At 39.1% G+C, this 26,306-nt stretch carries 22 protein-coding genes; 9 read left to right on the top strand and 13 right to left on the bottom strand.

Going from position 1 to position 26,306, the window contains the following annotated elements; translation table 11 throughout:
- Positions 1-170 precede the first annotated feature (170 nt).
- The gene (locus PSE60_RS14290; protein WP_272665825.1) at positions 171-548 is read left to right on the top strand and encodes a VOC family protein; all 378 of its coding nucleotides are present in this window, start codon (positions 171-173) and stop codon (positions 546-548) included.
- 65 nt (positions 549-613) lie between these two features.
- On the opposite strand, the gene acnB is transcribed toward PSE60_RS14290, so the two are convergent.
- The 9 genes from acnB to nadC form a co-directional block, all read right to left on the bottom strand.
- Complete coding sequence (gene acnB, locus PSE60_RS14285; RefSeq protein ID WP_272665824.1) at positions 614-3,211, bottom strand: bifunctional aconitate hydratase 2/2-methylisocitrate dehydratase; 2,598 nt, start codon at positions 3,209-3,211, stop codon at positions 614-616.
- A 441-nt stretch (positions 3,212-3,652) separates the two neighbouring features.
- A complete protein-coding gene (locus PSE60_RS14280; RefSeq protein WP_272665823.1) occupies positions 3,653-4,006 on the bottom strand; it encodes a VOC family protein in 354 nt (117 codons plus the stop codon).
- Between the two features lie 393 nt (positions 4,007-4,399).
- Entirely contained in the window at positions 4,400-4,723 is a 324-nt protein-coding gene (locus PSE60_RS14275; protein WP_042851637.1) for a hypothetical protein, read from the bottom strand.
- A gap of 16 nt (positions 4,724-4,739) precedes the next feature.
- Positions 4,740-6,113: a hypothetical protein gene (locus PSE60_RS14270; protein ID WP_272665822.1), complete on the bottom strand. Its 1,374-nt coding sequence runs from the start codon at positions 6,111-6,113 to the stop codon at positions 4,740-4,742.
- A 294-nt stretch (positions 6,114-6,407) separates the two neighbouring features.
- Complete coding sequence (gene lpdA / locus PSE60_RS14265; protein ID WP_272665821.1) at positions 6,408-7,835, bottom strand: dihydrolipoyl dehydrogenase; 1,428 nt, start codon at positions 7,833-7,835, stop codon at positions 6,408-6,410.
- Positions 7,836-8,039: 204 nt separating this feature from the next.
- Positions 8,040-9,899 (bottom strand): pyruvate dehydrogenase complex dihydrolipoyllysine-residue acetyltransferase, encoded by a 1,860-nt coding sequence (gene aceF, locus PSE60_RS14260; RefSeq protein ID WP_109912932.1) that lies wholly within the window; start codon positions 9,897-9,899, stop codon positions 8,040-8,042.
- Between the two features lie 13 nt (positions 9,900-9,912).
- The gene (aceE, locus tag PSE60_RS14255; RefSeq protein WP_004913119.1) at positions 9,913-12,579 is read right to left on the bottom strand and encodes a pyruvate dehydrogenase (acetyl-transferring), homodimeric type; all 2,667 of its coding nucleotides are present in this window, start codon (positions 12,577-12,579) and stop codon (positions 9,913-9,915) included.
- Positions 12,580-12,750: 171 nt separating this feature from the next.
- Positions 12,751-13,524 carry a pyruvate dehydrogenase complex transcriptional repressor PdhR gene (gene pdhR / locus PSE60_RS14250; protein WP_272665820.1) on the bottom strand — a complete coding sequence of 258 codons (774 nt, stop codon included), beginning with the start codon at positions 13,522-13,524 and terminating at the stop codon, positions 12,751-12,753.
- Between the two features lie 726 nt (positions 13,525-14,250).
- Positions 14,251-15,153, bottom strand: a complete 903-nt coding sequence (gene nadC / locus PSE60_RS14245; protein ID WP_272665819.1) for a carboxylating nicotinate-nucleotide diphosphorylase — start codon at positions 15,151-15,153, stop codon at positions 14,251-14,253.
- Between the two features lie 107 nt (positions 15,154-15,260).
- On the opposite strand from nadC, the gene ampD reads away from it, so the two are divergent.
- The 7 genes from ampD to yacG all read left to right on the top strand — a co-directional run bounded on the left by ampD (position 15,261) and on the right by yacG (position 20,835).
- The gene (ampD, locus tag PSE60_RS14240; RefSeq protein ID WP_272665818.1) at positions 15,261-15,803 is read left to right on the top strand and encodes a 1,6-anhydro-N-acetylmuramyl-L-alanine amidase AmpD; all 543 of its coding nucleotides are present in this window, start codon (positions 15,261-15,263) and stop codon (positions 15,801-15,803) included.
- Between the two features lie 268 nt (positions 15,804-16,071).
- Positions 16,072-16,497, top strand: coding sequence for a prepilin peptidase-dependent pilin (gene ppdD / locus PSE60_RS14235; protein WP_272665817.1), 426 nt, complete (start codon positions 16,072-16,074; stop codon positions 16,495-16,497).
- A 12-nt stretch (positions 16,498-16,509) separates the two neighbouring features.
- Positions 16,510-17,910 (top strand): ATPase, T2SS/T4P/T4SS family, encoded by a 1,401-nt coding sequence (locus tag PSE60_RS14230; RefSeq protein WP_272665816.1) that lies wholly within the window; start codon positions 16,510-16,512, stop codon positions 17,908-17,910.
- 1 nt (position 17,911) lies between these two features.
- Entirely contained in the window at positions 17,912-19,099 is a 1,188-nt protein-coding gene (locus tag PSE60_RS14225; RefSeq protein ID WP_272665815.1) for a type II secretion system F family protein, read from the top strand.
- 149 nt (positions 19,100-19,248) lie between these two features.
- Positions 19,249-19,854 carry a dephospho-CoA kinase gene (gene coaE / locus PSE60_RS14220; RefSeq protein ID WP_210837418.1) on the top strand — a complete coding sequence of 202 codons (606 nt, stop codon included), beginning with the start codon at positions 19,249-19,251 and terminating at the stop codon, positions 19,852-19,854.
- Positions 19,855-19,862: 8 nt separating this feature from the next.
- Complete coding sequence (gene zapD, locus PSE60_RS14215) at positions 19,863-20,621, top strand: cell division protein ZapD (protein ID WP_210837387.1); 759 nt, start codon at positions 19,863-19,865, stop codon at positions 20,619-20,621.
- 16 nt (positions 20,622-20,637) lie between these two features.
- Positions 20,638-20,835 (top strand): DNA gyrase inhibitor YacG, encoded by a 198-nt coding sequence (yacG, locus tag PSE60_RS14210; protein WP_004262008.1) that lies wholly within the window; start codon positions 20,638-20,640, stop codon positions 20,833-20,835.
- 77 nt (positions 20,836-20,912) lie between these two features.
- Here yacG and mutT read toward each other — a convergent pair whose 3' ends face one another.
- The 3 genes from mutT to secM all read right to left on the bottom strand — a co-directional run bounded on the left by mutT (position 20,913) and on the right by secM (position 24,710).
- The gene (gene mutT / locus PSE60_RS14205) at positions 20,913-21,320 is read right to left on the bottom strand and encodes an 8-oxo-dGTP diphosphatase MutT (RefSeq protein ID WP_272665814.1); all 408 of its coding nucleotides are present in this window, start codon (positions 21,318-21,320) and stop codon (positions 20,913-20,915) included.
- A 61-nt stretch (positions 21,321-21,381) separates the two neighbouring features.
- Positions 21,382-24,093, bottom strand: a complete 2,712-nt coding sequence (gene secA / locus PSE60_RS14200) for a preprotein translocase subunit SecA (protein ID WP_210837389.1) — start codon at positions 24,091-24,093, stop codon at positions 21,382-21,384.
- Positions 24,094-24,179: 86 nt separating this feature from the next.
- Entirely contained in the window at positions 24,180-24,710 is a 531-nt protein-coding gene (gene secM / locus PSE60_RS14195) for a secA translation cis-regulator SecM (RefSeq protein ID WP_004913160.1), read from the bottom strand.
- A gap of 75 nt (positions 24,711-24,785) precedes the next feature.
- Between secM and PSE60_RS14190 the strand changes: the two genes are divergently transcribed.
- On the top strand, positions 24,786-25,307 hold the full coding sequence (locus PSE60_RS14190) for a DUF721 domain-containing protein (RefSeq protein WP_272665813.1): 522 nt from the start codon (positions 24,786-24,788) through the stop codon (positions 25,305-25,307).
- A 38-nt stretch (positions 25,308-25,345) separates the two neighbouring features.
- Here the strand turns inward: PSE60_RS14190 and lpxC are convergent, their stop codons facing one another.
- Positions 25,346-26,263, bottom strand: coding sequence for a UDP-3-O-acyl-N-acetylglucosamine deacetylase (lpxC, locus tag PSE60_RS14185; RefSeq protein ID WP_004262020.1), 918 nt, complete (start codon positions 26,261-26,263; stop codon positions 25,346-25,348).
- Positions 26,264-26,306: the final 43 nt, after the last annotated feature.

Here is a 26,306-nt window from a genome sequence, read left to right as displayed (position 1 = left end):
CGTTATTGAACCTAGTATAACGCGAGTCAAACCGCTTTGTTGAGAGGTATTACCACCAGAAAAAATAAAACTGAGTAAAGCATCGGTTTCAACACATAAATCATATGATTCATTTACTATTAAATAGGCAAATAACTAAAATAGTCATAGTTCAATCAATAGGGACCATAATGATCAATCGCTTAGACCATATAGTACTCACCACAACTAACCTTGATGCCTGCCTTGATTTCTACCAACGTGTATTAAAAATGGAAGTTGTTACCTTTGGTGAACAGCGCTACACACTAAGTTTTGGGCAACAAAAAATCAATATCCACCAATATGGAAAAGAATTCGAACCCAAAGCGCACTTGCCTGTACCGGGCTCACTCGATTTATGCTTTATTAGTGATATACCGCTGTGTGACGTACAAAAACAGATTGAACAACAAGGCATAAAAATTATCGAAGGGCCAGTAAATCGTACAGGGGCAACTGGGGCGATCAGATCAATTTACATACGTGATATCGATTTAAATCTAATCGAAATTTCTGAATATATTTAACTAACTTATTATATTGAAACAAAAAAGGCTCCTAATCAGGAGCCTTCATTATTAATATTACCTTATTACACGGCTGTTTGGAAAATCACGCCATCCGCTTTTTCGGTATATTGTGATAATTGGTCAAAGTTCAGGTAACGGTAGGTATCCGCTGCTGTTTCATCGACCTTATCCATAAATTGCAAATATTCTGACGGCGTTGGCAAACGACCTAATAAAGAAGCTACCGCAGCCAGTTCTGCTGATGCGAGGTAAACATTCGCACCTGTCCCTAAACGGTTCGGGAAGTTACGTGTCGAAGTGGAAACAACTGTTGCACCATCTGCCACACGTGCTTGGTTACCCATACACAGAGAACAACCTGGGACTTCAATACGCGCTCCACTCTTACCAAAGACGCTGTAATAACCTTCTTCGGTTAACTGTGCTGCGTCCATCTTAGTTGGAGGCGCAACCCATAAACGTGTTGGTAATTGGCCTTTGTGGGAATCCAATAACTTACCTGCTGCACGGAAGTGACCGATGTTTGTCATACAAGAACCGATGAAAACTTCATCAATTTTCTCGTTTTGAACATCAGATAATAAACGTGCGTCATCTGGGTCATTTGGTGCACACAGAATTGGCTCTTTAATATCATTGAGGTCAATTTCAATCACTGCTGCGTATTCCGCATCTGCATCACCTTCTAGCAGCTGTGGATCCGCTAACCAGCTTTCCATTCCTTTGATACGGCGTTCGATAGTACGACGGTCGCCATAACCTTCAGCTATCATCCATTTTAATAGAACGATATTCGATTGCAGGTATTCAATAATTGGCGCTTTATCCAATTTGATAGTACAACCCGCCGCTGAACGCTCTGCTGACGCATCCGCTAATTCAAACGCTTGTTCAACTTTGAGCTCAGGTAAGCCTTCAATTTCTAAGATACGACCAGAGAAAATGTTTTTCTTACCTTTTTTCTCTACGGTCAGAAGGCCGTCTTTAATTGCATACAGTGGAATTGCATGAACGAGGTCACGTAAAGTGATACCCGGCTGCATTTCACCTTTAAAGCGAACCAATACTGACTCAGGCATATCCAGAGGCATCACCCCTGTTGCCGCAGCAAATGCGACTAAACCTGAACCCGCAGGGAATGAAATACCAATTGGGAAACGCGTATGTGAGTCACCACCTGTACCGACGGTATCTGGCAGTAACATACGGTTTAACCATGAGTGGATAATGCCATCGCCTGGACGCAGAGAAACACCGCCACGGTTCATGATGAAATCAGGTAAGGTGTGGTGTGTTGTCACATCAACAGGTTTTGGATATGCCGCGGTATGGCAGAATGACTGCATGACTAAATCTGCAGAGAAACCCAAGCAAGCCAAGTCTTTGAGTTCATCACGGGTCATTGGGCCAGTTGTGTCTTGTGAACCTACAGAGGTCATTTTTGGCTCACAATATTCGCCAGGGCGAATACCTGGACGACCGCAAGCACGACCAACCATTTTTTGTGCTAATGAGAAACCACGATTGCTTTGTGCAACGGATTTCGCGTGACGGAACACATCTGTTGCTTCTAAGCCCAGAGATTCACGTGCTTTACTGGTTAAACCACGGCCAATAATCAGTGGAATACGACCACCTGCACGAACTTCGTCAATCAGCACATCTGTTTTTAATTCAAATGTTTCTAGCAGCTCGCCCGTTTCATGGTTACGAACTTCACCTTTAAATGGATAGATGTCAATCACATCGCCCATATTCAGTTTAGAAACGTCCACTTCAATCGGTAATGCACCCGCATCTTCCATTGTATTAAAGAAGATTGGTGCAATTTTGCCACCTAATACCACCCCACCACCACGTTTATTTGGTACAAATGGGATATCGTCACCCATAAACCACAGCACCGAGTTAGTCGCTGATTTACGAGAAGAACCGGTACCGACGACATCACCCACGTAAGCTAATGGGAAGCCTTTTTTATTCAGCGCATCGATTTGCTTGATTGGGCCAACATTGCCCGCATCGTCTGGTTCAATACCATCGCGTGCGTTTTTCAGCATTGCTAACGCGTGTAATGGGATATCTGGACGTGACCATGCATCAGGAGCTGGCGATAAGTCATCTGTGTTAGTTTCACCAGTCACTTTGAACACAGTAACTGTCATTTTTTCTGCTAGCGCAGGGCGCTCTTTGAACCACTCGGCATTTGCCCATGATTCAATAACTTGTTTCGCGTGAACATTTCCCGCTTTCGCTTTTTCTTCTACGTCGTAGAAGTTATCAAACATCAGTAAGGTGTGGGAAAGTGCTTTAGCGGCAATTGGCGCTAGTTTTTCGTCATCCAACGCTTCAATCAGTGCGTGGATGTTATATCCGCCCTGCATGGTACCTAACAGTTCAATGGCTTTTTCAGGGGAGATAAGAGGGGAGGAAGCTTCGCCTTTAGCTATCGCGGCTAAAAATCCAGCTTTTACGTACGCTGCTTCGTCAACACCAGGGGGGACGCGGTTGGTCAGCAGATCTAACAGGAAATCTTCTTCACCTTTGGGTGGGTTTTTGAGTAACTCTACCAGTGCAGCTACTTGTGACGCATCTAATGGCTTAGGGACAATCCCTTGAGCGGCACGCTCGGCTACGTGCTTACGGTATTCTTCTAGCACGACGTTCTCCTCGCTTCTTTGTTATTTATATACCCGGCTGTCTGCACCATACTGACAAAATTATCATCCGGTGCCAGGTCAGAGGAATTTGCTCGCATAATCTCAATGGCGGTAAAATTATGCCCAGCTTCGGGCGATCAGCATAGCAGAATTTAAACGTAATGTTAATTCATTCACAAGAAAGCAACATTTAACTACTAACTTTACGCCTTAACACTTCATTACTGGTTAGTTTTCAGCTTAAGATACTATTAACCATCGTAAAACGCCGAAAAAACCATACTTTTTATAATGCATTTTAAAATTTAAAGCACCCTAATTAGTGCCTTTTTTCATCAGCTATCACAAATTATATTTTTTATCGCAATTTTATTTATATTACTAATTGATAAGGTAAATCATTGCGATTGGTTTTAATTTTTTTAAATATTTTAATTGGTTTTATTGTCCTTTTAGGCCAATTAAGTTACCAAATGGATCTTCCACTTGGCACATTCGATTGTTACCATCTATTAACATTGGTCCGCGGTACAGTTTTGCCCCTAGTTGAGTGAAATGCTCAAAAGCCAAATCAAAATTATCGACTTGCCAATACAATACCGTTCCTTTTTTACCTTCACTGACTTTTTTATCCGCTTGCACCACTTCTATCGTGAAGTCTCCGACATGCAGTAAGGTGAAATCAAATTCAGGCAAGTATTCTGCCTTTGCTTGTGGAAAAGCTTGCTGATACCAAGCCAAACCCGCTTGAACATCAGGTACATGAATTAAAATTGCAGTGGGTTTTAGTTCCATAGCGCTTTCTTATTGATATGTATTATTTTGTTTTATCTACACGAATGATTGAAAGCTAGTAGATGTAGATAAAGTGTAAACAATAGCCAAACCAGTATTTGCCTACACCTTTAGCATCATCAAGTCAGACCATATTACGTGTTTTTCTGATAAATAACGAAGAATGGCAGATGAACAGCCCTTATAAATACACAAAAATTATTTATAGGTGCCCAACCGCGATCCCCCCAGCCCACTGCTCACCTCAAGCTGTAAGTAACTGAGCGAGCCCGGATTTAAAATAGGTAGTCGCTATATCCTTACATGCCAAGCTGAGCAACTGTTCATCCAGCTAGCTGAGGATGAGTAAAACCGTTAACAGAGATCCCAGCACTTGCTGGGATCTTTTAACTTTTAAAAATCAGACCACTCTGCGTAGCTAATATCATCTTCGGTTAATTCAGTGAATCCGTCTTGACTTAGCATTTTATTAAAATAAAGGATCGTGTCTTCTAGTGCCTTCTCAATAGTATCTCCATACCCAATAGCACATTCGGGAGAACCATCAAATTTTCTTTTTATTGCCAAGTCAGTCATTCCAGTAAAATTTCCGGATTGACTTTCATAAATTTTCACTTTCATTTTTGAATAAGGCAAAATAGGGATCATTGTAATTGTGAATTCAGCAACTGTTTTCTCTATACGGCCCACATTTTTAATGTTTAAATCATGCCACATAACGTATTCCTCTCTATTATTGTTTTCCAAACGATATTATCTTTCCTTCGATTGTTTTATCTAAATATTTCCCGTTCTTATAATAACGAGTTACGTTGTCTGTAGCCCCTCTTATCTTAGAGGCTTTAGCGCCTTTTAAACTTCTTGAAAACTCTTCAGCTTTTCGTTGATATTGTTCAATATTACTTGCACCAACTTCTTTTCCATGCTTTTCATAATGTTTCTGTAACGATTCTTCAGGTGAATTAAAACTACCTTTATGCCATTGCTCCTTAATATTGTTCTTATTCTCAGATAAATAAGCAATATCTTCTACTGTAATCTGATTAGGCTGTGGGGTTACATGTGTATTATCTATACGTTCAGGTATTTGATCTCCGCCAGTATTCATCCGCCCTTTTTCGGGTATCTGGTTTCCACTCGTATCAATTTTTCCTTGCTCAGGTATTTGGATTCCACCTGTACCTATCCGGCCTTGTTCAGGTATTTGGTCCCCACCAGTATGAGGTTTCTCAACACTTGAATTTTTTGCTGCTTTATCTAAATCATTTGAGCAACTCATGCCAAAAGAGCAATCAAACGTTTCCGCTAGGCCATCACGAATATTACCTAATGTCTTTTCGATACCTTTTACAATATTGCTATTTGCCGTTTGTGTTACTTGTGAATTTGAAGCAACGCCATGAGGTAATGTAGGAACATTCGGTGTGGGAACAGCAAATACACTACTTTGGGCTATTTTCAGCTTATTTAATTCATTTACATTAAACTGAATTTTATCCGTAATACTTTTATGTTGTCTCTTAATTTCGAGCAATTGAATTATAGCATCACGGTCAGCTCGCTTATTAACCGCATCTATATATAGATTTATATTATCAAAAGGAAACCTCGGTATACCCGGTATATTATCGTCAAAATCATCTGCGAGGAGCCTGTCTCTATCTTCAATTGTGCGAAATTTAAAGGTTGCTGAAATTTTTAATTTTGAGGAGTCTGAAGATTGAAAATTCCATTTATATGTACAAGGGTACTTTTGCGGATCAATGATAAATTTCCAGCCAGGCGATTTCTCAATTTCCGCAATATCCTTTCTCAATGTAATTAAATCATTTTCAATTAATGTTTGTTTAGATTTTAAATCATCCTTAATTGTAGTAGAAGAATCTTGAAAAGCATCGACTTTGTGATTATCAACATCATCATGGATATGAGCTATATTTTTATTATCATAAAGATTTTCATTTAAAACATTTTTTAATTCTTCATACCTCCCAGTTAAATCAATATCTTCATGAGCATTATCATAATTATTAAAATAATCATTAAAATGTTCTCTTGGATTGTTTCCCCATACAGTTATTGTACCTAGGTGTGTCACATCATCCATAAACTAACTTCCTTATTAGTTATCAATAAAAAATAGAATAAAGAAATTAGAATTTAATATTTTTATAGTCAACTAACCGTTATTATTAATAAAGATTCGGCCATTTAAAATTAAACACGTATTACTTATAAAACAATTAATATTGATTTTAATAAATAACAGAACAGAGCTATGTGACTGATTGTATATATTCAAAAAAACAAAAAAAGCCAATGTGTTTCCACATTGGCTTCAATTCGCTTTGGCGATAAACAGCATACTAGAGATACTGTTTATCTGTGCGATTAAAGAAAATTATTTTTTCTTTTTCGCTTTTGCGTTTGGTAAATCAGTAATGCTACCTTCGTAAATTTCAGCAGCCATACCGATTGATTCGTACAGTGTTGGGTGAGCATGGATAGTCAATGCTAAATCTTCAGCATCACAGCCCATTTCAATTGCTAGGCCGATTTCACCCAGTAATTCACCACCGTTCACACCGACAACCGCACCACCGATAACACGGTTAGATTGCTTGTCGAAAATCAGTTTAGTCATACCTTCAGAGCAATCAGATGCGATTGCACGGCCTGATGCTGCCCATGGGAAAGTCGCAACTTCATAGCTGATGTTTTGTTCTTTCGCTTCTTTCTCAGTTAAACCAACCCAAGCAACTTCTGGTTCAGTATAAGCGATAGATGGAATAACTTTCGGGTCAAAGTAATGTTTCAGACCAGAGATAACCTCTGCGGCAACGTGACCTTCGTGAACACCTTTGTGAGCCAACATTGGTTGACCAACGATATCACCGATAGCGAAAATGTGCGGAACGTTAGTACGCATTTGTTTATCGACATGGATAAAGCCACGGTCATCAACTTCAACGCCTGCTTTGCCTGCATCTAAGTTTTTACCGTTAGGAACACGGCCGATAGCTACTAATACAGCATCATAACGTTGTGGTTCTGCGGAAGCTTTTTTACCTTCCATAGAAACGTAGATACCATCTTCTTTCGCTTCAACAGCTGTGACTTTAGTTTCTAACAGTAGGTTGAATTTTTTACTGATTTGTTTGGTGAATACTTTAACCACATCTTTGTCAGCCGCTGGGATGACTTGGTCAAACATTTCAACCACATCGATTTGAGAACCCAGTGCATGATACACAGTTCCCATTTCTAAACCGATAATACCCCCACCCATAACCAGCAGACGCTCAGGAACTTCTGTCAGTTCTAACGCATCAGTTGAATCCCAAATACGTGGGTCTTCATGAGGAATGAATGGTAATTGAATTGGACGTGAACCCGCTGCAATAATTGCGTTATCGAAGTTGATAGTCGTGCTACCGTTTTCGCCTTCAACAACCAGTGTATTTGCACCAGTGAATTTACCTAGACCGTTAACCACGTTAACTTTACGGCCTTTCGCCATACCAGCCAGACCACCCGTCAGCTGATTGATCACTTTTTCTTTCCATAAGCGAACTTTAGAGATATCCGTTTTTGGCTCACCAAATACGATACCGTGTTCTGCTAATGCTTTTGCTTCTTCGATCACTTTTGCAACATGCAATAAAGCTTTTGAAGGGATACAGCCAACGTTTAAACAAACACCACCAAGGGTTGAATAACGTTCTACTAAAACAGTTTCTAAACCTAAGTCAGCGCAACGGAAAGCCGCAGAATAACCTGCAGGGCCTGCACCAAGCACAACGACTTGGGCTTTAATTTCAGTACTCATCATGACCTCTTTTTGTTTTGTCCAGCGGTACTGCTGAATAAACGATCTTCCACTGGAAAAGTACACACCGAGAGCAGTTTACAGAATTGTTAACACCCTGAAAAGGCTCATTTCGTGATGTAACTCCCAACCTTTCGTAGCAGCAGCAAAAAATTCTGCCTCAGCCTAAATAAGACAGACCGGCTTATTCGCCGGTCTTATTATTTACATCACTAAACGGCGAATATCGCTCATTAATTGCCCTACTAGGGTGATGAAGCGCGCTCCATCAGCCCCATCGATGACACGGTGGTCAAAGGACAGTGACATTGGCAGGATCAGGCGAGGAACAAACTCGCTACCATTCCAAACAGGTTTCATTGAAGAACGTGACAGCCCCATAATAGCAACTTCAGGTGCGTTCACGATTGGTGCAAAACCAGTTGTACCGATACCACCAAGGCTAGAAATGGTGAAACATCCGCCTTGCATATCAGACGCAGTGAGTTTACCTGCACGCGCTTTCTTAGAAACTTCCATCAGTTCACGAGATAACTCTAAAATACCTTTTTTGTTAACGTCTTTGAAGACAGGAACAACGAGGCCATTTGGAGTATCAACTGCAATACCGATGTTGATATATTTTTTCAGGAACAGACGCTGCGCATCTTCAGAAATGGAGCTATTAAAGCGTGGCATTTCTTCCAGAGCACGAGCAACCGCTTTCATGACAAAAACTAATGGTGTGATTTTCACATCCAGTTTTTTCTTCTCAGCTTCTTTGTTTTGTTGCTTACGGAACTCTTCAACTTCAGTGGTATCCACTTCTTCCATCAGTGTAACATGTGGGATCATCACCCAGTTACGGCTTAAGTTAGCGCCAGAAATCTTTTGGATACGCCCCAGTTCAACTTCTTCGACTTCACCGAATTTGCTGTAATCCACTTTCGGCCATGGCAGCATACCTGGTAAACCGCCACCTGCAGCTGCAGGAGCTTCCGCACGTTTTACTGCATCTTTCACGTAAGCTTGAACGTCTTCACGCAGGATACGACCCTTACGGCCTGTACCTTTCACTTTCGCTAAGTTAACACCAAATTCACGCGCTAAGCGGCGAATGACTGGAGTTGCATGGATGTATGCATCATTTTCAACAAATTCAGTTTTGTTGTCAGTTGCTTTCGCTGGCGCTGCTTGTGCAGGAGCTGCCGCAGGAGCCGGAGCAGACGGTTGAGCAGCTGGAGCCGCTGCTGGAGCTGCACCTGCCACTTCAAAGGTCATAATCAGCGAGCCAGTTTTCACTTTATCGCCAGTCGCAATTTTAATTTCTTTAACTGTTCCCGCAAATGGCGCTGGTACTTCCATTGAAGCTTTGTCGCCTTCAACCGTAATGATTGATTGCTCAGCGGAAACAGTATCACCCACTTTGACCATCACTTCGGTAACTTCAACTTCATCGCCGCCGATGTCAGGAACATTAACATCTTTAATTGCTGAAGCTGTTGTAGCTGCTGGTGCCGCTGCTTGTGCAACAGGAGCCGCAGCAGGTGCCGCGCCTGCAACTTCAAATACCATGATCAGCGAGCCAGTTTTCACTTTATCGCCAGTCGCAATTTTGATTTCTTTGACCGTTCCAGCAAATGGCGCAGGAACTTCCATTGAGGCTTTATCACCTTCAACTGTAATTAAAGATTGCTCAGCTTCTACTTTGTCACCGACTTTAACCATGATTTCAGTAACTTCAACTTCATCGCCACCGATATCTGGTACAGCAACATCTTTAGATGCTGCTGCGCTTGGTGCTGCCGCTGGAGCCGCAGGGGCTTCTGCAGGAGCAGGCGCTGCGGCGCCCGCCTCTGCTTCGAATACCATGATTAATTTGCCTGTTGTCACTTTATCGCCAACAGCAATTTTAATTTCTTTTACCACACCCGCTTGTGGAGATGGGACTTCCATAGAAGCCTTATCACCTTCAACGGTAATAAGTGATTGCTCTGCTTCTACTTTGTCGCCAACTTTAACCATCACTTCGGTGACTTCAACTTCATCAGCACCGATATCAGGCACTTGGATTTCAATAGACATTGATTTTTACCTCTTATGCCAAACGTGGGTTAACTTTATCTGGGTTGATGTTGTATTTTTTAATCGCTTCTTCAACGACTTTTACATCAATCTCACCACGTTTAGCTAATTCACCTAACGCTGCAACGATCACATAGGATGTATCCACTTCAAAGTGGTGACGCAGGTTTTCACGACTGTCTGAACGACCGAAACCATCTGTACCCAGAACACGGTAATCACTTGCAGGAACATATGTACGAACTTGTTCTGCGAACAGTTTCATGTAGTCAGTTGATGCAACGGCTGGTGCGTCATTCATCACTTGTGCAATGTATGGAACGCGTGGTGCTTCAGATGGATGCAGCATGTTCCAACGCTCACAGTCTTGGCCATCACGAGCCAATTCAGTGAAAGAAGTCACACTATAGACATCAGAACCAATTCCATATTCTGCAGACAGAATGTCAGCGGCTTCACGCACGTGGCGCATCATAGAACCTGAACCTAACAACTGAACTTTACCTTTGCTACCTTCAACAGAAGCCAGTTTATAGATACCTTTACGGATACCTTCTTCTGCACCTTCTGGCATTGCTGGCATATGATAGTTTTCATTCAGCGTCGTGATGTAGTAGTAAACGTTTTCTTGTTTCTCACCGTACATACGCTCTAAACCGTTTTGCATAATGACAGCAACTTCATAAGCAAATGCAGGGTCATAAGAAATACAGTTAGGGATAGTCAGTGATTGAATATGGCTATGGCCATCTTCATGCTGTAGGCCTTCACCATTCAGTGTTGTACGGCCTGAAGTACCACCGATTAAGAAACCGCGTGCTTGCTGGTCACCCGCTGCCCACATCAAGTCACCAATGCGTTGGAAACCAAACATTGAGTAGTAGATATAGAATGGGATCATTGGCAGGTTGTTAGTGCTGTATGATGTCGCAGCCGCTAACCAAGAAGAACCCGCACCCAGCTCATTGATACCTTCTTGCAGGATTTGACCTTTCGAGTCTTCTTTATAGTAAGCAACTTGCTCACGGTCTTGCGGAGTATATTGCTGACCTTTAGGACTATAGATACCGATTTGACGGAATAGGCCTTCCATACCAAATGTACGCGCTTCATCAGCGATAATTGGTACTAAACGCTCTTTGATCGATTGGTTTTTCAACATGACGTTCAGCGCACGAACGAACGCGATAGTTGTTGAAATTTCTTTAGATTGTTCTTCCAATAATTGGCTGAAATCTGCCAGTGCTGGGATATCTAATTTTTCGTCAAAGGTTGAGCGACGAGCGGGTAAATAACCACCTAACGCTTGACGGCGCTCATGCAGATATTTGTACTCTTCGGAATCTTTTTCAAACGTAATGTATGGCAGTTTTTCAATTTGCTCATCAGCAACTGGTACATTGAATTGATCACGGAAATGACGAACGCCATCCATGTTCATTTTCTTCACTTGGTGAGCAATATTTTTACCTTCTGCAGTTTCACCCATACCATAACCTTTGATGGTTTGCGCTAAAATAACAGTTGGTTTACCTTTCGTTTCTTGTGCTTTTTTGAATGCTGCGTACACTTTCTTCGGATCGTGACCACCACGGTTCAGAGCCCAAATTTCATCATCAGTCATATCTTTAACTAATGCTGCAGTTTCTGGGTAACGATTAAAGAAATGCTCACGTACGTATGCACCGTCACGCGATTTAAAGGTTTGGTAGTCGCCGTCTAAGGTTTCGTTCATTAATTGAACAAGTTTACCGCTCGTGTCTTTACGCAGTAATTCATCCCAACGGTCGCCCCACATAACTTTGATAACTTGCCAGCCAGCACCATTAAAGATACCTTCTAGTTCATTAACAATTTTACCATTACCTGTAACTGGGCCATCTAAACGTTGCAAGTTACAGTTGATAACAAATACTAAGTTATCTAATTTATCGCGAGTGGCGATAGTAATTGCACCTTTAGATTCTGGCTCATCCATCTCACCATCACCTAGGAATGCATATACGCGCTGAGCTGATGTATCTTTCAGTCCGCGGTTATCAAGATATTTCAGGAACTTAGCTTGATAGATAGCATTAATTGGACCCAGACCCATTGATACGGTCGGGAACTGCCAGAAGTCAGGCATTAATTTAGGGTGTGGATAAGAAGACAGACCATTTCCACCAATTTCTTGACGGAAGTTATTCATTTGCTCCTCAGTTAAGCGACCTTCCAAGAACGCACGTGCGTAAATACCTGGAGAAATGTGGCCTTGGAAGAAGACTAAGTCCCCGCCGTCATTGTTATTATGCGCGCGGAAGAAGTGGTTAAAGCACACTTCATACAAAGTTGCTGATGACTGGAAAGAAGCCATGTGGCCACCCAGCTCTAAGTCTTTTTTGGAAGCACGTAAAACAGTCATTACTGCGTTCCAACGAATTGCAGAGCGAATACGGCGCTCTAAATCCATGTTACCAGGGTATGCCGGCTCATCTTCAACAGCTATTGTGTTGATGTAATCAGAATGACCAGATGCGCCAGCGGCAATATTAACACCGCCTTTACGCGCTTCGCTTAATACCTGTTCGATAATAAACTGAGCACGATCAACACCTTCTTCACGGATGACCGATTCAATCGCCTGTAGCCAGTCGCGAGTTTCAATCGGATCCACGTCATTTTTTAACATATCTGACATGGTGTATTCCTTATCTGTTATCTATTTTATATGTTTATGTGGAGCCTATCTTCCTGCTATTTTTCCAGTTGCCGTAAAACAGCGGGAAGATAGGCCCTGATGTAGTTGCCGCTTTAACTCTCAATTAGAGTATTCACAATAATATAGACGCAGCAGTCAGGATCTATATTATTAATTCAAATCAGGATGTTGCTGTAACCGACGTAAAGAACGTTCTCTGCGAGTTTGCTCTCGGCTAATATCCAACAGTAAATCTTCGATAAAGGCTAAGTGACGATGAGAAGCTTCACGTGCCTTTTCGGGCTCTCTTGCCATTATAGCGGCAAAAATCTGTGCTCGATGTTCACTAACTGCTTTATACATTTCTTTACGGGTATATAAGAACTCAAAATTCTGACGAATATTTTGTTCTAACATCGGGATCATACAGCGCAATAGGTGCAGCAAAACGACATTATGAGCAGCTTCAGTTACAATTAATTGATATTGTAATACCGCATCTGACTCTGCTTCTAATCCACCATTTTCTTCTTGCGCTGTCTTAATTAATTCATAGCTTTGCCGAATCCGCTCAAGATCCTCATCTGTACCACGAAGTGCCGCATAATACGCAGCAATACCTTCAAGGGCATGGCGAGTTTCAAGAAGATCGAATTGAGATTCAGGATTGCCTTCAAGTAGCTGAGCTAAAGGGTCACTAAAGCTTTGCCACATTTTCTTTTGCACGAATGTTCCGCCACCTTGGCGGCGAGATAAAAGGCCTTTCGCCTCTAACGTTTGAATTGCTTCACGCACTGATGGTCGAGATACGTCAAACTGTTTTGCAAGTTCGCGCTCAGGAGGCAGCTTTTCGCCAGGGCGTAGTGTCCCTTCGAAAATAAGATGTTCGAGACGCTGCTCTATTACATCTGATAACTTTGGTTGGCGAATTTTACCGTAAGTCATAATCTGCCATATTCATGAGTGAGTAATTATTGATTACGTATTACCCAGTGTTAATTGGTAATACCAATTTATTTATGGGTTAATAAAGTAACAAAGTATTCACTATCTGTCCATAAAGACCTTGCGCTAAATCATAAAATCCTGCAAATCTTAACAATTTTTTTTAATATTTAGCATGAATTGATAACTAAATATGCAATTTGACATGACATATTTTAACATTAAAACCGACTTATTATGCTTTAAAATAGAAACTGAATCGTTAAACCAACCAATAAATTGAATTTAAATTCATTAATAGTAATTATTTAACCAAATAATGCCATTGGCAGTACTTTTTACTCATCAAGACCACAATGATGTTAATAAATAGTTAAATTCACAACCACTTTTAAACTTAACTTAAATTCATTTGGTTAAATTACACTCAAACCTATCCCTTATCATCTTAGAATAAAGTTGATGTAGAAAATAAAATAGCGTTGTAATGTTTCAATTGATAGGTGGATAAAGGAACTGCATAATGCGCCAACTGACTAGGGGCTACAAAATATTTTGTTGTAACCCCATAAAGATTTAAATCAACACCAAGATACTGTTAGTTAACAAGTAAGCTAGATTCCTAAAACCTGCTTAACGTAAACAGCTACTCAAGATAAAGCTACATCAACAATACTATAACTTAGGATCTTAGCTGAGATAGCTTGGTGTGTCACACCATATAGCTTAATGATTTTTATCAATAAAACGCATAGATAAATCCATGGCTTTAATATGTTTGGTTAGCGCACCAACAGAAATAAAATCAACCCCTGTTTCTGCGAACTCTGTTATTGTGTCTAAGGTAACATCGCCAGAAACTTCAAGTGCAGCCTTTCCTGCCGTTAACACCACAGCTTCTTTCATCATGACTGGAGTAAAGTTATCTAACATGATGATATCCGCTTGCGCTTTTAAGGCTCGTAATAACTCATCTAAACTTTCAACTTCAATTTCTATTGGGACATCTGGATGCGCGCTACGCGCTAATTCAACAGCTCGTTCGACTGAACCAGCTGATATAATATGGTTTTCTTTTATTAAGTAGGCATCAGATAAACCTAAGCGATGGTTAAACCCACCCCCCATCAATACTGCATATTTTAAAGCAGTCCTTAAGCCCGGGATAGTTTTACGTGTATCAAGTAACTTAGCTCTTGTACCTGCGATTTGTTTTACATATTCAGCAGTAATACTTGAAACAGAAGAAAGCGTTTGAATAAAATTCAAAGAGGTGCGCTCACCTGTTAGTAAAATTTGTGATGGCCCCTGCATCTCGCAGAGAACTTGGTTAGGAGTAACGGTTTCACCATCTTGAACTTTCCAATCAATTTTGACTTGCCCACCAAGTTGAAGAAAGACCTCATCTAACCATTGCTTCCCACAAAAAACGCCATGTTCGCGGGTAATAATTCTAGCACTCGCTTGCGCATCTATGTTTAACAGCTGACCAGTGATATCTTTTTTATAATCAATAGACTGACCTAAATCTTCTTTCAAAGCCACACTGACCATAAAAGGAATATCAATTTGTAACCGCTCAAAAAGCATTTCACGTCTTTGCTGTTCATCATATCGCCGTATCGTCATTTTTAACTCCAAAATATGCACTCGCTTTGTTTCATCTATGCTAATCTTTTCGTTTGCAGATAACGAGTGTTAACAAAAAAAGAAAAGAGAATACTATGGATAACGATATGAAAATACACAATGGTTGGCTAAATAATGTGACTCATATCCCTTCTCCACATTATGATGAGCGCCCCACAAATACCATACCTTCTCTGTTAGTCATTCATAATATCAGCCTTCCACCTGGCCAATTTGGTGGCCCTTATATAAATCAATTATTTACAGGGACTTTAAACCCTGATGAACATCCATTTTTTAATGAAATCAAACATCTTCGCGTTTCAGCTCATTGCTTAATACGCCGTGACGGCACCATCATTCAATATGTCCCCTTTCATTTACGAGCTTGGCATGCTGGGCAGTCTTCCTACCAAGGCCAAGAAAAATGTAACGATTTTTCTATTGGTATTGAACTAGAAGGTACTGATTTTGAACCATTTACCGAAGTACAATATCAATCCCTTACTTATTTAACTAATTTACTTATAGTTGAGTATCCACTAATTAAAAATAATATTACCGGCCACAGTAATATTGCTCCTGGTCGCAAAACAGATCCTGGCCCATTTTTTAATTGGACACATTATAAAAGTAAACTAAATAATTAATGATTGAATTATTGCTCCGGGTAAAATCTATATTGATCTTACCCGTGAATACAAAACAGGCGCATTTATCTTCACTTAATTTATCAACAAATCCCACTTTCTATTTTATCTTTATTATTTATTGCGAAGCTGCTCGAATAAAAATGCAATCTAATTTATTTTTCAATAAACATTTACAAAGTGCTTCGCACTGCTTTTTTTAACCTCTAACTTTAACTAAAAAATCTAATTATGATAAAACCTCACTTAACAACGGAGGTTTTTATTTATGAATCAACAAGGATTTTCACTTATTGAAATTATGGTAGTAATTGCAATTATATCAATTCTAAGTGCTATTGCGATCCCAGGCTATCAAAGCTATATGCAAAAAGCAGCAATTACCGATGTACTCCAAACCGTTATTCCTTATAAGAACAGTATAGAAATATGCAGTTTTAATCGAGGAAGCTTATTACAATGTAATGGAGGTAATGATGATATCCCTACCAATATAACGGGGAAATACATTAGTAAAATAGAAGTTAAATCTGGGGTTATTACGTTTTCTACTGACAAATCATTATCAGACTTAAAAGTCACATTAACACCAACCCTTCCAACTTTAGATAAACCCTTTAACTGGGCGGTTGTTTGCGAAAATAAAAATAATGCTAGCTTGAAATCACTATGTGAAAAAACATTTATCTTCTAATTGGGAATGTTTATGAATATAACTAAGAATGACCAATTTATTTATAAAGAGCTTAAGAGTTTATGCGATAGAAACTACATTATAATCATCGATTATAATCAAAAAAGGTTATCTATCGCTGTTGTTAAAAAACCAGATGATAACTTAATAGCCACATTGAAATTTATTGCTAGTGTCCCTGTTTGTTATGACATTTGGCCAAAAGAAAAAATAGACCATTATTTTAATAACACAGTACATGAAATAAATGAGGAGGAAACAAATTATCAATCACAAGAGCCTGAACTATTAAACACGTCATCACCGGCTATTAATTTCGTTGAAGAATTATTAAAAACAGCGGTTCATAAACGCTCATCTGATATACACCTTGAGCCAACCAAACAGGGGTTAAAAATTAGATTACGTGTAGATGGGAAGCTATATTTTATTTCTTCTCCCCCTTATGAAATTAATAGTGAGATCATTGCTCGTATAAAAATACTTGCAAAAATGAATATTGCGGAAAAAAGGCTTCCACAAGATGGTCAAATGAATTGGTACTTTGACGGACAAAATTATAGCATTCGCCTTTCGAGTATTCCGACCATTCATGGTGAAAAGTTAGTCTTACGTATTTTGAATACGCAATTAAAATATTCTTTAGAGCACATAGGGATGTGCTCTTCCCTTCTTGAGCGGTTAAAAGAATATTTAAATCGTCCACAAGGATTAATTTTAGTCACAGGGCCAACAGGAAGTGGTAAAACAGTAACACTTTATAGTTATCTAGAATATTTAAATCAATCCTCAAGAAATATAACAACCATTGAGGACCCTATTGAAATCCCCCTACAAGGGATCAACCAAACCCAAGTCAATGAAAAATACAAACTTAATTTTTCTTTTATTTTGAGGGCACTTCTACGGCAAGACCCTGATGTTATTATGATTGGTGAAATCCGTGATGAAGAAACTGCTAAGATTGCGACCCGAGCGGCTCAAACTGGTCATCTAGTTTTGTCAACATTGCACACCAATTGTACAATTAGTGCTATAGAGCGAATGAATCAATTGGGGATAGAAAATAGTCAACTTAAATCCTGTTTAAAAATGGTTATTGCACAGAGGTTGGTACGAAAACTTTGCCCTCACTGCAAAGAAACAATACCTACAAAAACTGAATTGCATAATAACCATATAATCAATGAATGGTCCTCAAAAGGCTGTGAGCTTTGTTTTTCTGGTTTTATGGGAAGAACTGCAATTTATGAATACATAGATCAAAGCAATATCTGTGAAATCCTTAAAAATAATACATTAGAAAACCAAAATAATTTTGTTAGCCTTTTTAATGCAGGTATAGAATGCGTTGAAATGGGTAAAACCACGCTTCAAGAAATCTATTCTATTATCGGAAATGGAGTAAATTAACATGTTTATTTATTCATATATCGCCATTGATTTTAAAAATCAATTAAAACACAGTACACTAGTAGCAAAAAGTAAAAAACATGCTTTTATCAACATATCTGAAAGAAATTTAATTCCTATACAAATAAAATTAAAAACATTATTTACATTAGATAAGAAAAACATTAATTATCGAATTCATTTTTTTCATCAATTATCTTTATTATCATCATCAGGTATTAACCTAATACAATGTTTAAAAATATTGCATACTAACTGCCCCCTTCCCTTTTGGACTGATATCATTGAAAATTCAATAATCCATATTGAAAAGGGAGAGAAATTTTCACAATATTTAAAACAATACCCTACCATCTTTAATGACACAGTAATCAGTATTATTAGCATTGCCGAGAAAACAGGGCAGTACGAGGAAAGCTTTAGTACAATCAATTCAATTTTAGAGCATAACAATAAAGTATCTTTACTCATCAATAAATCGACACGATACCCAATAATTCTATCATCTTTTTCTATAATATTATTAGTCATTATGATGACCTATGTTGTTCCCCAATTTGAAAGTATCTATCAAAATGTTAGACACGAACTACCACTCATTACAAAAACTATAACTTTCATATCAAGTTTCCTAAGGGAATATTTACCCTACTTACTTAGTCTTATTCTATTTTTATTACCTTTCATATTTAAATATAAGGAAAAGGCACTGACCTTATTAAAAAAAACAATAATTCATTTACCTATATTAAAAAAATCATTACAACTTCACAATTTAAGTTTATATTTTTTAACGATGCATTCAACTATTAATGTAGGGTTATCATTATCTGAATGCTTAAAGTGCGCTATTCAAACCATTAATAATAATCAATATAACAAAGACTGCAAACACGTACATATGTCGGTACATAAAGGAGAATTACTCTCCTATGCTATGAGGCAAACTAAGTTTTTTCCTGATTTAGCTGTACAGCTAATGTCTATTGCTGAAGAATCTGGAAAAATACACTATTTTTCCAATTATTTATTCAAATATTATTCAGAGCAATATATTTTCATTACCGAAAAAAACCTAAAAAACCTTGAACCCATTTTACTCGTTTTAATTGCTATACTCGTGGGTATCGTCATGCTAGCAATGTATCTACCTATATTTAATTTAGGTAATGTTATAACTGAGTTATAAATAATTTAAGATAGATATTATATTTTTTCTTTAAGATATAATATATCGATTTGTTTTTTAACCTATTCACAGTAATATTACTTTGGGTGAAGACAAATGATTTATTTCAGTGTAATCTGTTTTTTTTCAACGAGTAAATGAATAATCATATGCCTTATATAGTTGCTTTAACAGGTGGTATTGGAAGTGGTAAAACAACTGTTGCAAACGAGTTTGCTAAACTTGGGGTTCCCCTAGTTGATGCGGATGTGATTGCACGACAAGTTGTTGAGCCTAACAGCCCAGCTCTAGAAAGCATTACACGCCACTTCGGTAAGGATGTCATTCTTCCCAACGGGGCGCTAAATAGGCAGCGCTTAAGAGAAATTGTTTTTTCCAAACCCGATGAAAAAAAATGGCTGAATTCTCTGCTTCATCCATTGATCCAACAAGAAACGCAAAAACAATTTCAACAAATAAATTACCCTTATGTATTATGGGTAGTCCCTTTATTAATTGAAAATAATATTCATCATTTGGCAGATAGGGTATTAGTTGTTGATGTTACTGTTGAAGAACAAATTCAACGAACTCTAAAAAGAGATAAGACCAGTTTAGAACAAGTTACTAATATACTTAATGCACAAGTCAGCCGTGAAAAACGACTTGATTATGCGAATGATATAATAACAAACTATTCTCATGACACGGATCTCTCAGACAAGGTAGCCGCTTTTCATAACCAGTACTTAACACTAGCAAAAATAAAAAAATAGGAATTAAAATGGGCGAATTAATTGCAACAAATTTTATTACTTATGAATACCCAATGAATGAAAAAATTCGTTCGTGGTTGCGCCTTGAAACACTTGTATCTCAAATTTATGAGCTAAGTAATATTACTTCCTACTCTACTGGTATTGCCTTTTTTCGTTCTGTTTCAGAATTAATTGAAATCCTTGATAGAGGAGAAGTACGTTCTGAACTCATGAAAGAGCTAGAAAAACAACGAGTTCAATTAGCTAATTGGGCCGAGGCTCCTAATGCCGATAACCAATTAATTTCTACATTGCTGGAACAATTATCTGATACAACTTCCAAATTGATGTCAGCCTCACGTTTTGGTCACCATTTACGAACAGATAAAATTATTAGTATGGTGCGCCAACGGTTAAGTATCCCTGGTGGCTGCTGTGGCTTCGACCTCCCCACTTTACAGCTTTGGTTAAATATTCCACAAATTGAAAGAAATAAAACCATCAATGGATGGCTGCAAAGCCTTGACCCTCTGAATAATGCATTAAAAACAGTCCTCACATTAATTCGTCAAAGTGGCAATTTTGAGGTAAAAGAATCTCATAATGGTTTTTATCAAGATAACGTCGAGGGCAAAGAGTTACTGCGTATCAAATTACCAATTGAGCACCTCATTTACCCACAAATTTCAGGTCATAAAACACGATTTGCTTTACGCTTTCTACATATCGACAGTGAGAATGGTATACTTCCAGATGTAATTAGTTTTGAGTTATCCTGTTGCTAGCTAGAGATAGATATTTATGAGTGAAATCATTGAAGTAAACTGCCCAACATGTAAAAAGATAGTTGTTTGGAATGAAAACAGCCCTTTCCGCCCATTTTGCAGTAAGCGTTGTCAACTTATTGACCTTGGTGAGTGGGCTAGTGAAGAAAAAAGAATTGCTAGTCAAGGGGATATATCTGACAGCGATGACTGGAGTGAACAACCAGATAAATAAAACGTTAAGTCGCGACACAGTAAATTAAGTGGAAAATATATCATTGTGTATTTTCCACTTAATATCGATATCAGTTATTAAGCTGATTCACTTCTCTGCGTTAATAAATCGACAATAATACGGTTTGCCGGTGGGAACTCATCAGCAATAAGGTCATGCTGACAAACCCAACGCGAATCTTGCCCTTCTTTACCGTACGGTTCATTTTCCCACGCAGAAACGATAAAAAAATAGAGCGTAATGAAACGGTCATCAAACTCATGATCAACGCGATGAAATAACTCGCTCTTAGTCACTACAATTCCGACTTCTTCTTCAAGCTCACGAATTAATGCTGCTTCAGGAGATTCATTAACCTCAAGTTTTCCGCCTGGAAATTCCCAAAAGCCAGCCATATGCGTGCCTTCAGGGCGTTTAGTAATAAAAATTTGTTGCTGGGAATTACGAATAATTCCAGCCGCGATATGCAAATGTTTTTTTTCCATAATTTTTTCGTCAAAAAGGCGGGTTACCCCGCCTTTTTTATATTAATGAGTTAAAAATAAATTAATTTAAGCGACCGTGACATTGCTTATATTTTTTACCTGAGCCGCAAGGACAAGGATCATTACGACCAATTTTGTGACCTTGAGTTGCTATTTTAGCCTCGGTTTCAGTCATTAAAGATTCAGCACCCGCTTCATGGCTTAATTGTTGCCTTTTCGCTAAACGCTCAGCTTCTTCACGACGCTGTTGCTCTAATGCTTCAACCTCTTCAGGTAAGCGAACTTGTACCTTAGATAAAGTACTAATCACTTCATATTTCAATGCTTCAAGCATGTTAGCAAACATACTGAAAGATTCACGTTTGTATTCTTGTTTAGGATCTTTTTGCGCATAGCCACGCAAATGAATGCCTTGACGTAAGTAATCCATTGACGCTAAGTGCTCTTTCCATAATGTGTCTAATGTTTGCAACATGACACCTTTTTCGAAATTACGCATCGCTTCTGCGCCAACAATTTCTTCTTTACGATCATAAACTTCAATCGCTTTTGCCATAATACGTTCACGTAATGTTTCTTCGTGTAACTCTGGCTCTTTATCTAACCACTCTTTGATCGGTAAGTCGAGGTCAAAATCATTGACTAAACGTTGGTGTAGCCCTTCAATGTCCCACATTTCTTCAAGTGATTGAGGTGGAATATAGGCATCCATCGTAGTGGTTAATACATCTTCACGGATACTATCAACCGTTTCTTTAATGTCACCGCCATCCAGTAATTCATTACGCTGAGTATAAATCGCACGACGTTGGTCACTTGCAACATCATCATATTCAAGTAATTGTTTACGGATATCAAAGTTACGGCTTTCAACTTTACGTTGTGCATTAGCAATAGCTTTGGTCACCCATGGGTGCTCAATAGCTTCACCAGGCTTCATACCTAACTTTTTCATCATTCCTGTAACGCGGTCTGAGGCAAAAATACGCATCAGCGCATCTTCCATTGATAGGTAAAAACGAGATGAACCCGCATCCCCTTGACGCCCTGCACGACCACGTAACTGGTTATCGATACGACGTGACTCATGACGCTCAGTACCAATAATATGTAAACCACCTGCGGCTAAAACAGCATCATGGCGAACTTTCCAGTTTGCTTTGATTTCATCAATTTGCTCTTGAGTTGGTTCTTCTAATGCAGCAACTTCAGTTTGCCAGCTGCCGCCTAACATAATGTCAGTACCACGACCGGCCATGTTAGTTGCAATCGTTACTGCGCCAGCTTGACCTGCGTTTGCGATGATATCCGCTTCCATTGCATGGAATTTTGCATTCAATACATTGTGAGCAATTTTAGCTTTTTTCAAAGCATTAGAAATTAATTCAGATTTTTCGATAGAAATCGTACCAACAAGAACAGGTTGCCCATTGGCGGTTCTCTCACGAATATCTTCAATAATTGCCGCAAACTTATCCGCTTCGTTCATATAAACGAGGTCTGGTAAATCTTTACGAACCATTGGACGGTTAGTTGGGATAACAATTGTATCAAGTTTATAAATTGAGCTAAACTCAAATGCTTCGGTATCCGCAGTACCCGTCATACCTGCAAGTTTTTCATATAAACGGAAATAGTTCTGGAAAGTAATTGAAGCCAAGGTTTGGTTTTCATTTTGAATTTCAACCCCTTCTTTTGCTTCAACTGCTTGGTGTAAGCCATCAGACCAACGACGCCCTTCCATTGTACGGCCCGTATGTTCGTCAACAATGACAATTTGGCCATCTTTTACAATATAATCAACGTCTAAGGTAAACAATGCGTGAGCACGTAAGCCTGCCATTACATGGTGCATTAACATGATGTTAGAAGGTGAATATAAAGATTCTCCTTCATCCATTAAGCCTTCTTTTGCGAGAAGTTCTTCGATTAATACTAGCCCACGTTCTGTTATGGTCACTTGGCGTGCTTTTTCATCGACAGAGAAATGACCTTCCCCTTGGAAAGTATCGGAATCTTCTTTCTCTTGACGTTGCAAATATGGAATAAGTTTATCTACTTTTTGGTACAGTTCAGAACTGTCTTCCGCAGGACCTGAGATAATCAGCGGTGTACGTGCTTCATCGATAAGAATTGAGTCGACCTCATCCACCAAAGCATAATGCAATTTACGCTGAACACGCTCTTCTGGACTAAATGCCATGTTGTCACGTAAGTAGTCAAAACCAAATTCATTGTTAGTACCATAAGTAATATCTGCCGCATACGCTTCACGTTTTGCAGGGGGAGCCATACCTGGCAGGTTGATACCCACAGTTAAACCTAAAAATTCAAATAATGGACGGTTATTCTCAGCATCACGCTTGGCTAAGTAGTCATTCACCGTAACTACGTGAACCCCTTTGCCACTTAATGCGTTGATATAAGCTGGTAATGTTGCCGTTAATGTTTTACCTTCCCCCGTACGCATTTCTGCGATACAGCGTTCATTCAGTACCATCCCACCAATAAGCTGTACATCAAAGTGACGCATACCAAATACACGTTTACTTGCTTCGCGAACTGTTGCAAATGCCTCAGGAATGATGCTTTCTAAACTTTCACCTTTTGTTAAACGCTCACGAAACTCCACCGTTTTTGCTTTTAGTTCATCATCAGATAACTTTTCGAAATCGGGTTCAAGACGATTAATTTTTTCAACTTCTTTACGTAAACGGCGCAGCGTACGGTCATTACGACTACCAAAAACTTTGGTCAAAATCTTTGTTAACATATTTTAATCTCTAATAATAAATTAATTGTTTTAAATTTTATGGCGCAAGACAGCACAGCAATAAGCTGGCTTGCCATCAATGAAGATTAAGCTGTTAACGGGCCGGCACGAATGCCGTGGACTTGGGCAATCCAAATTGCAGGTTGGTAGGCAATAATATGGGGATAGTTATAATGACTAAATTGGATAACACTTTCATCCCACTGAAGTGAACGCTGTGCTAACATGGCATACAGCGTATCTAGCATCAACTGTGGGACAATAAGCTTTTCAGTCTCTTCTGCTGCCGTGTTTACATCATCGTCTTCCGTTGCCGAAAAAGCAAAAGTAAGCTGCCGAATGACATTCCTTACCGCATGTTGCTGCCAGTAATTAACTGAATAGGATGACGATGAAGATGAAGAGCGCTGAGAATTCTGTTGAGAAAATAAATTGTCAAAGGCATTAACAGCTTGGCTCTGGCGATTAACGGGGGAAGAGTTAACCTGTGTGTGTTGAGATTCTGATAACGCATTTAAAATTGTAGGCAAACCGACACCCGTGGCAACCACACCTAATAGCAGGTGGGACCAAAAGTATTTTCTTCCGAGTTGTCGCCAAAAATTTAAAATGCCCATCAAACTCTTATATAATGAATAAGTGACAAAATTATTATTTGTAATTCGTTGTTTCATTCTCAGCCGGAGCTAAAAATGAGAGATAGTCATCCACAAGCACTTTTTGATGTTCTTGAAGGATCATTAGCAACATCATCGAACACTTTACAAACTATTCAGCGTAATGCAAAAGCAATTATCAAACTAAATCGTACTGTAAAAGGGTTACTGCCGGCTGAAATCAAACCCATGTGCCGTGTTGCAAACTACCGTAATAATATTATGGTCATTGAAGTGGCAAATGCCAGTTGGATGACCCGACTTAATTACGAAAAACTCAATCTTCTTTCCGCATTAAGAACGTCCATTCTACCATCTTTATCTTCTATCGACATCAGAATCAATCCCGATCTTATGCGAAAATCGAGGCAAAATAGCTCAGTAACTAAGCAAACGGCCTCAATGAGTCAAAAAACGAACGAACGTCAGATAAGTACACAAACCGCAAAAGCACTTTTGAAATTAGCAGAAAATAGTCCGAAAGGATTAAAAGAAAGATTTGAGCGGCTGGCAGCACTAGCCGGAGAGAGTACTAGTGCAACCAACAGAAAGGACTAACTTCGATTAGCTTTCGAAGATAGCTGCATAATTAAGTCTTATGCAAACACCGTTGAAGGTGCTTTGAATGCAACAGGCAATTGAGCTTCATCTTCAAATGTGACGAGATCCCAAGCTGATTCTTTCGCTAAAACTGCTTGTAACAGCTTGTTATTCAAAGCGTGGCCTGATTTAAATGCGGTGAACGCACCAATAATGTTATGCCCACACATGAATAAATCACCAATTGCATCCAACATTTTGTGACGAACGAATTCATCTTCAAAACGTAAACCATCTTCGTTAAGTACTTTATAGTCATCAACAACGATGGCGCAGTCAAAACTACCGCCTAAGCACAAGCCTTTTGATTGCAGATATTCAATATCACGCATAAAGCCAAAAGTACGCGCACGGCTAATTTGATTTACAAATGATTCCGCTGAGAAATCAAGTGAGTAGCGTTGTGTGCTACTATCAATCGCTGGATGCTGAAAATCAATTGTGAAATCAAGGCTAAACCCATTATAAGGTCGCATTTCAGCCCATTTATCACCATCTTCAACACGTACTGTTTCTTTTATACGTAAAAATTTCTTAGCACAATTTAATTCTTCAATACCGCCATCAAGCAGTAAGAATACAAATGGTGCGGCACTGCCATCCATAATAGGGATTTCAGGCGCATTGACTTCAATAACAATGTTATCGATACCTAACCCTGCTAAGGCAGCATTCAAATGCTCAACAGTCGAAATACGCACGTTATCTTCATTCACTAAGCAAGTACATAACATGGTGTCACGAACTGATTTCGCATCTGCCGGAAAATCAACCGGTGGATTAAGGTCAGTACGACGGTAGATGACCCCGGTATTGGCCGGCGCTGGACGTAATGTAAGCGTAACTTTCTTGCCGGTATGTAAACCAACACCAGTCGCTGTAATAATACGTTTTAGTGTCCGTTGTTTGATCATCGTATTTTTCTCGCAATGTTATAAGTCCTACTGATCATCATAC

Source organism: Providencia sp. PROV174, assembly GCF_028480685.1.
Taxonomy (GTDB): Bacteria; Pseudomonadota; Gammaproteobacteria; order Enterobacterales; family Enterobacteriaceae; genus Providencia; species Providencia rettgeri.
Note: the sequence above shows the minus strand (reverse complement) of the source record. Positions and strands in the feature narration are given on the sequence as shown.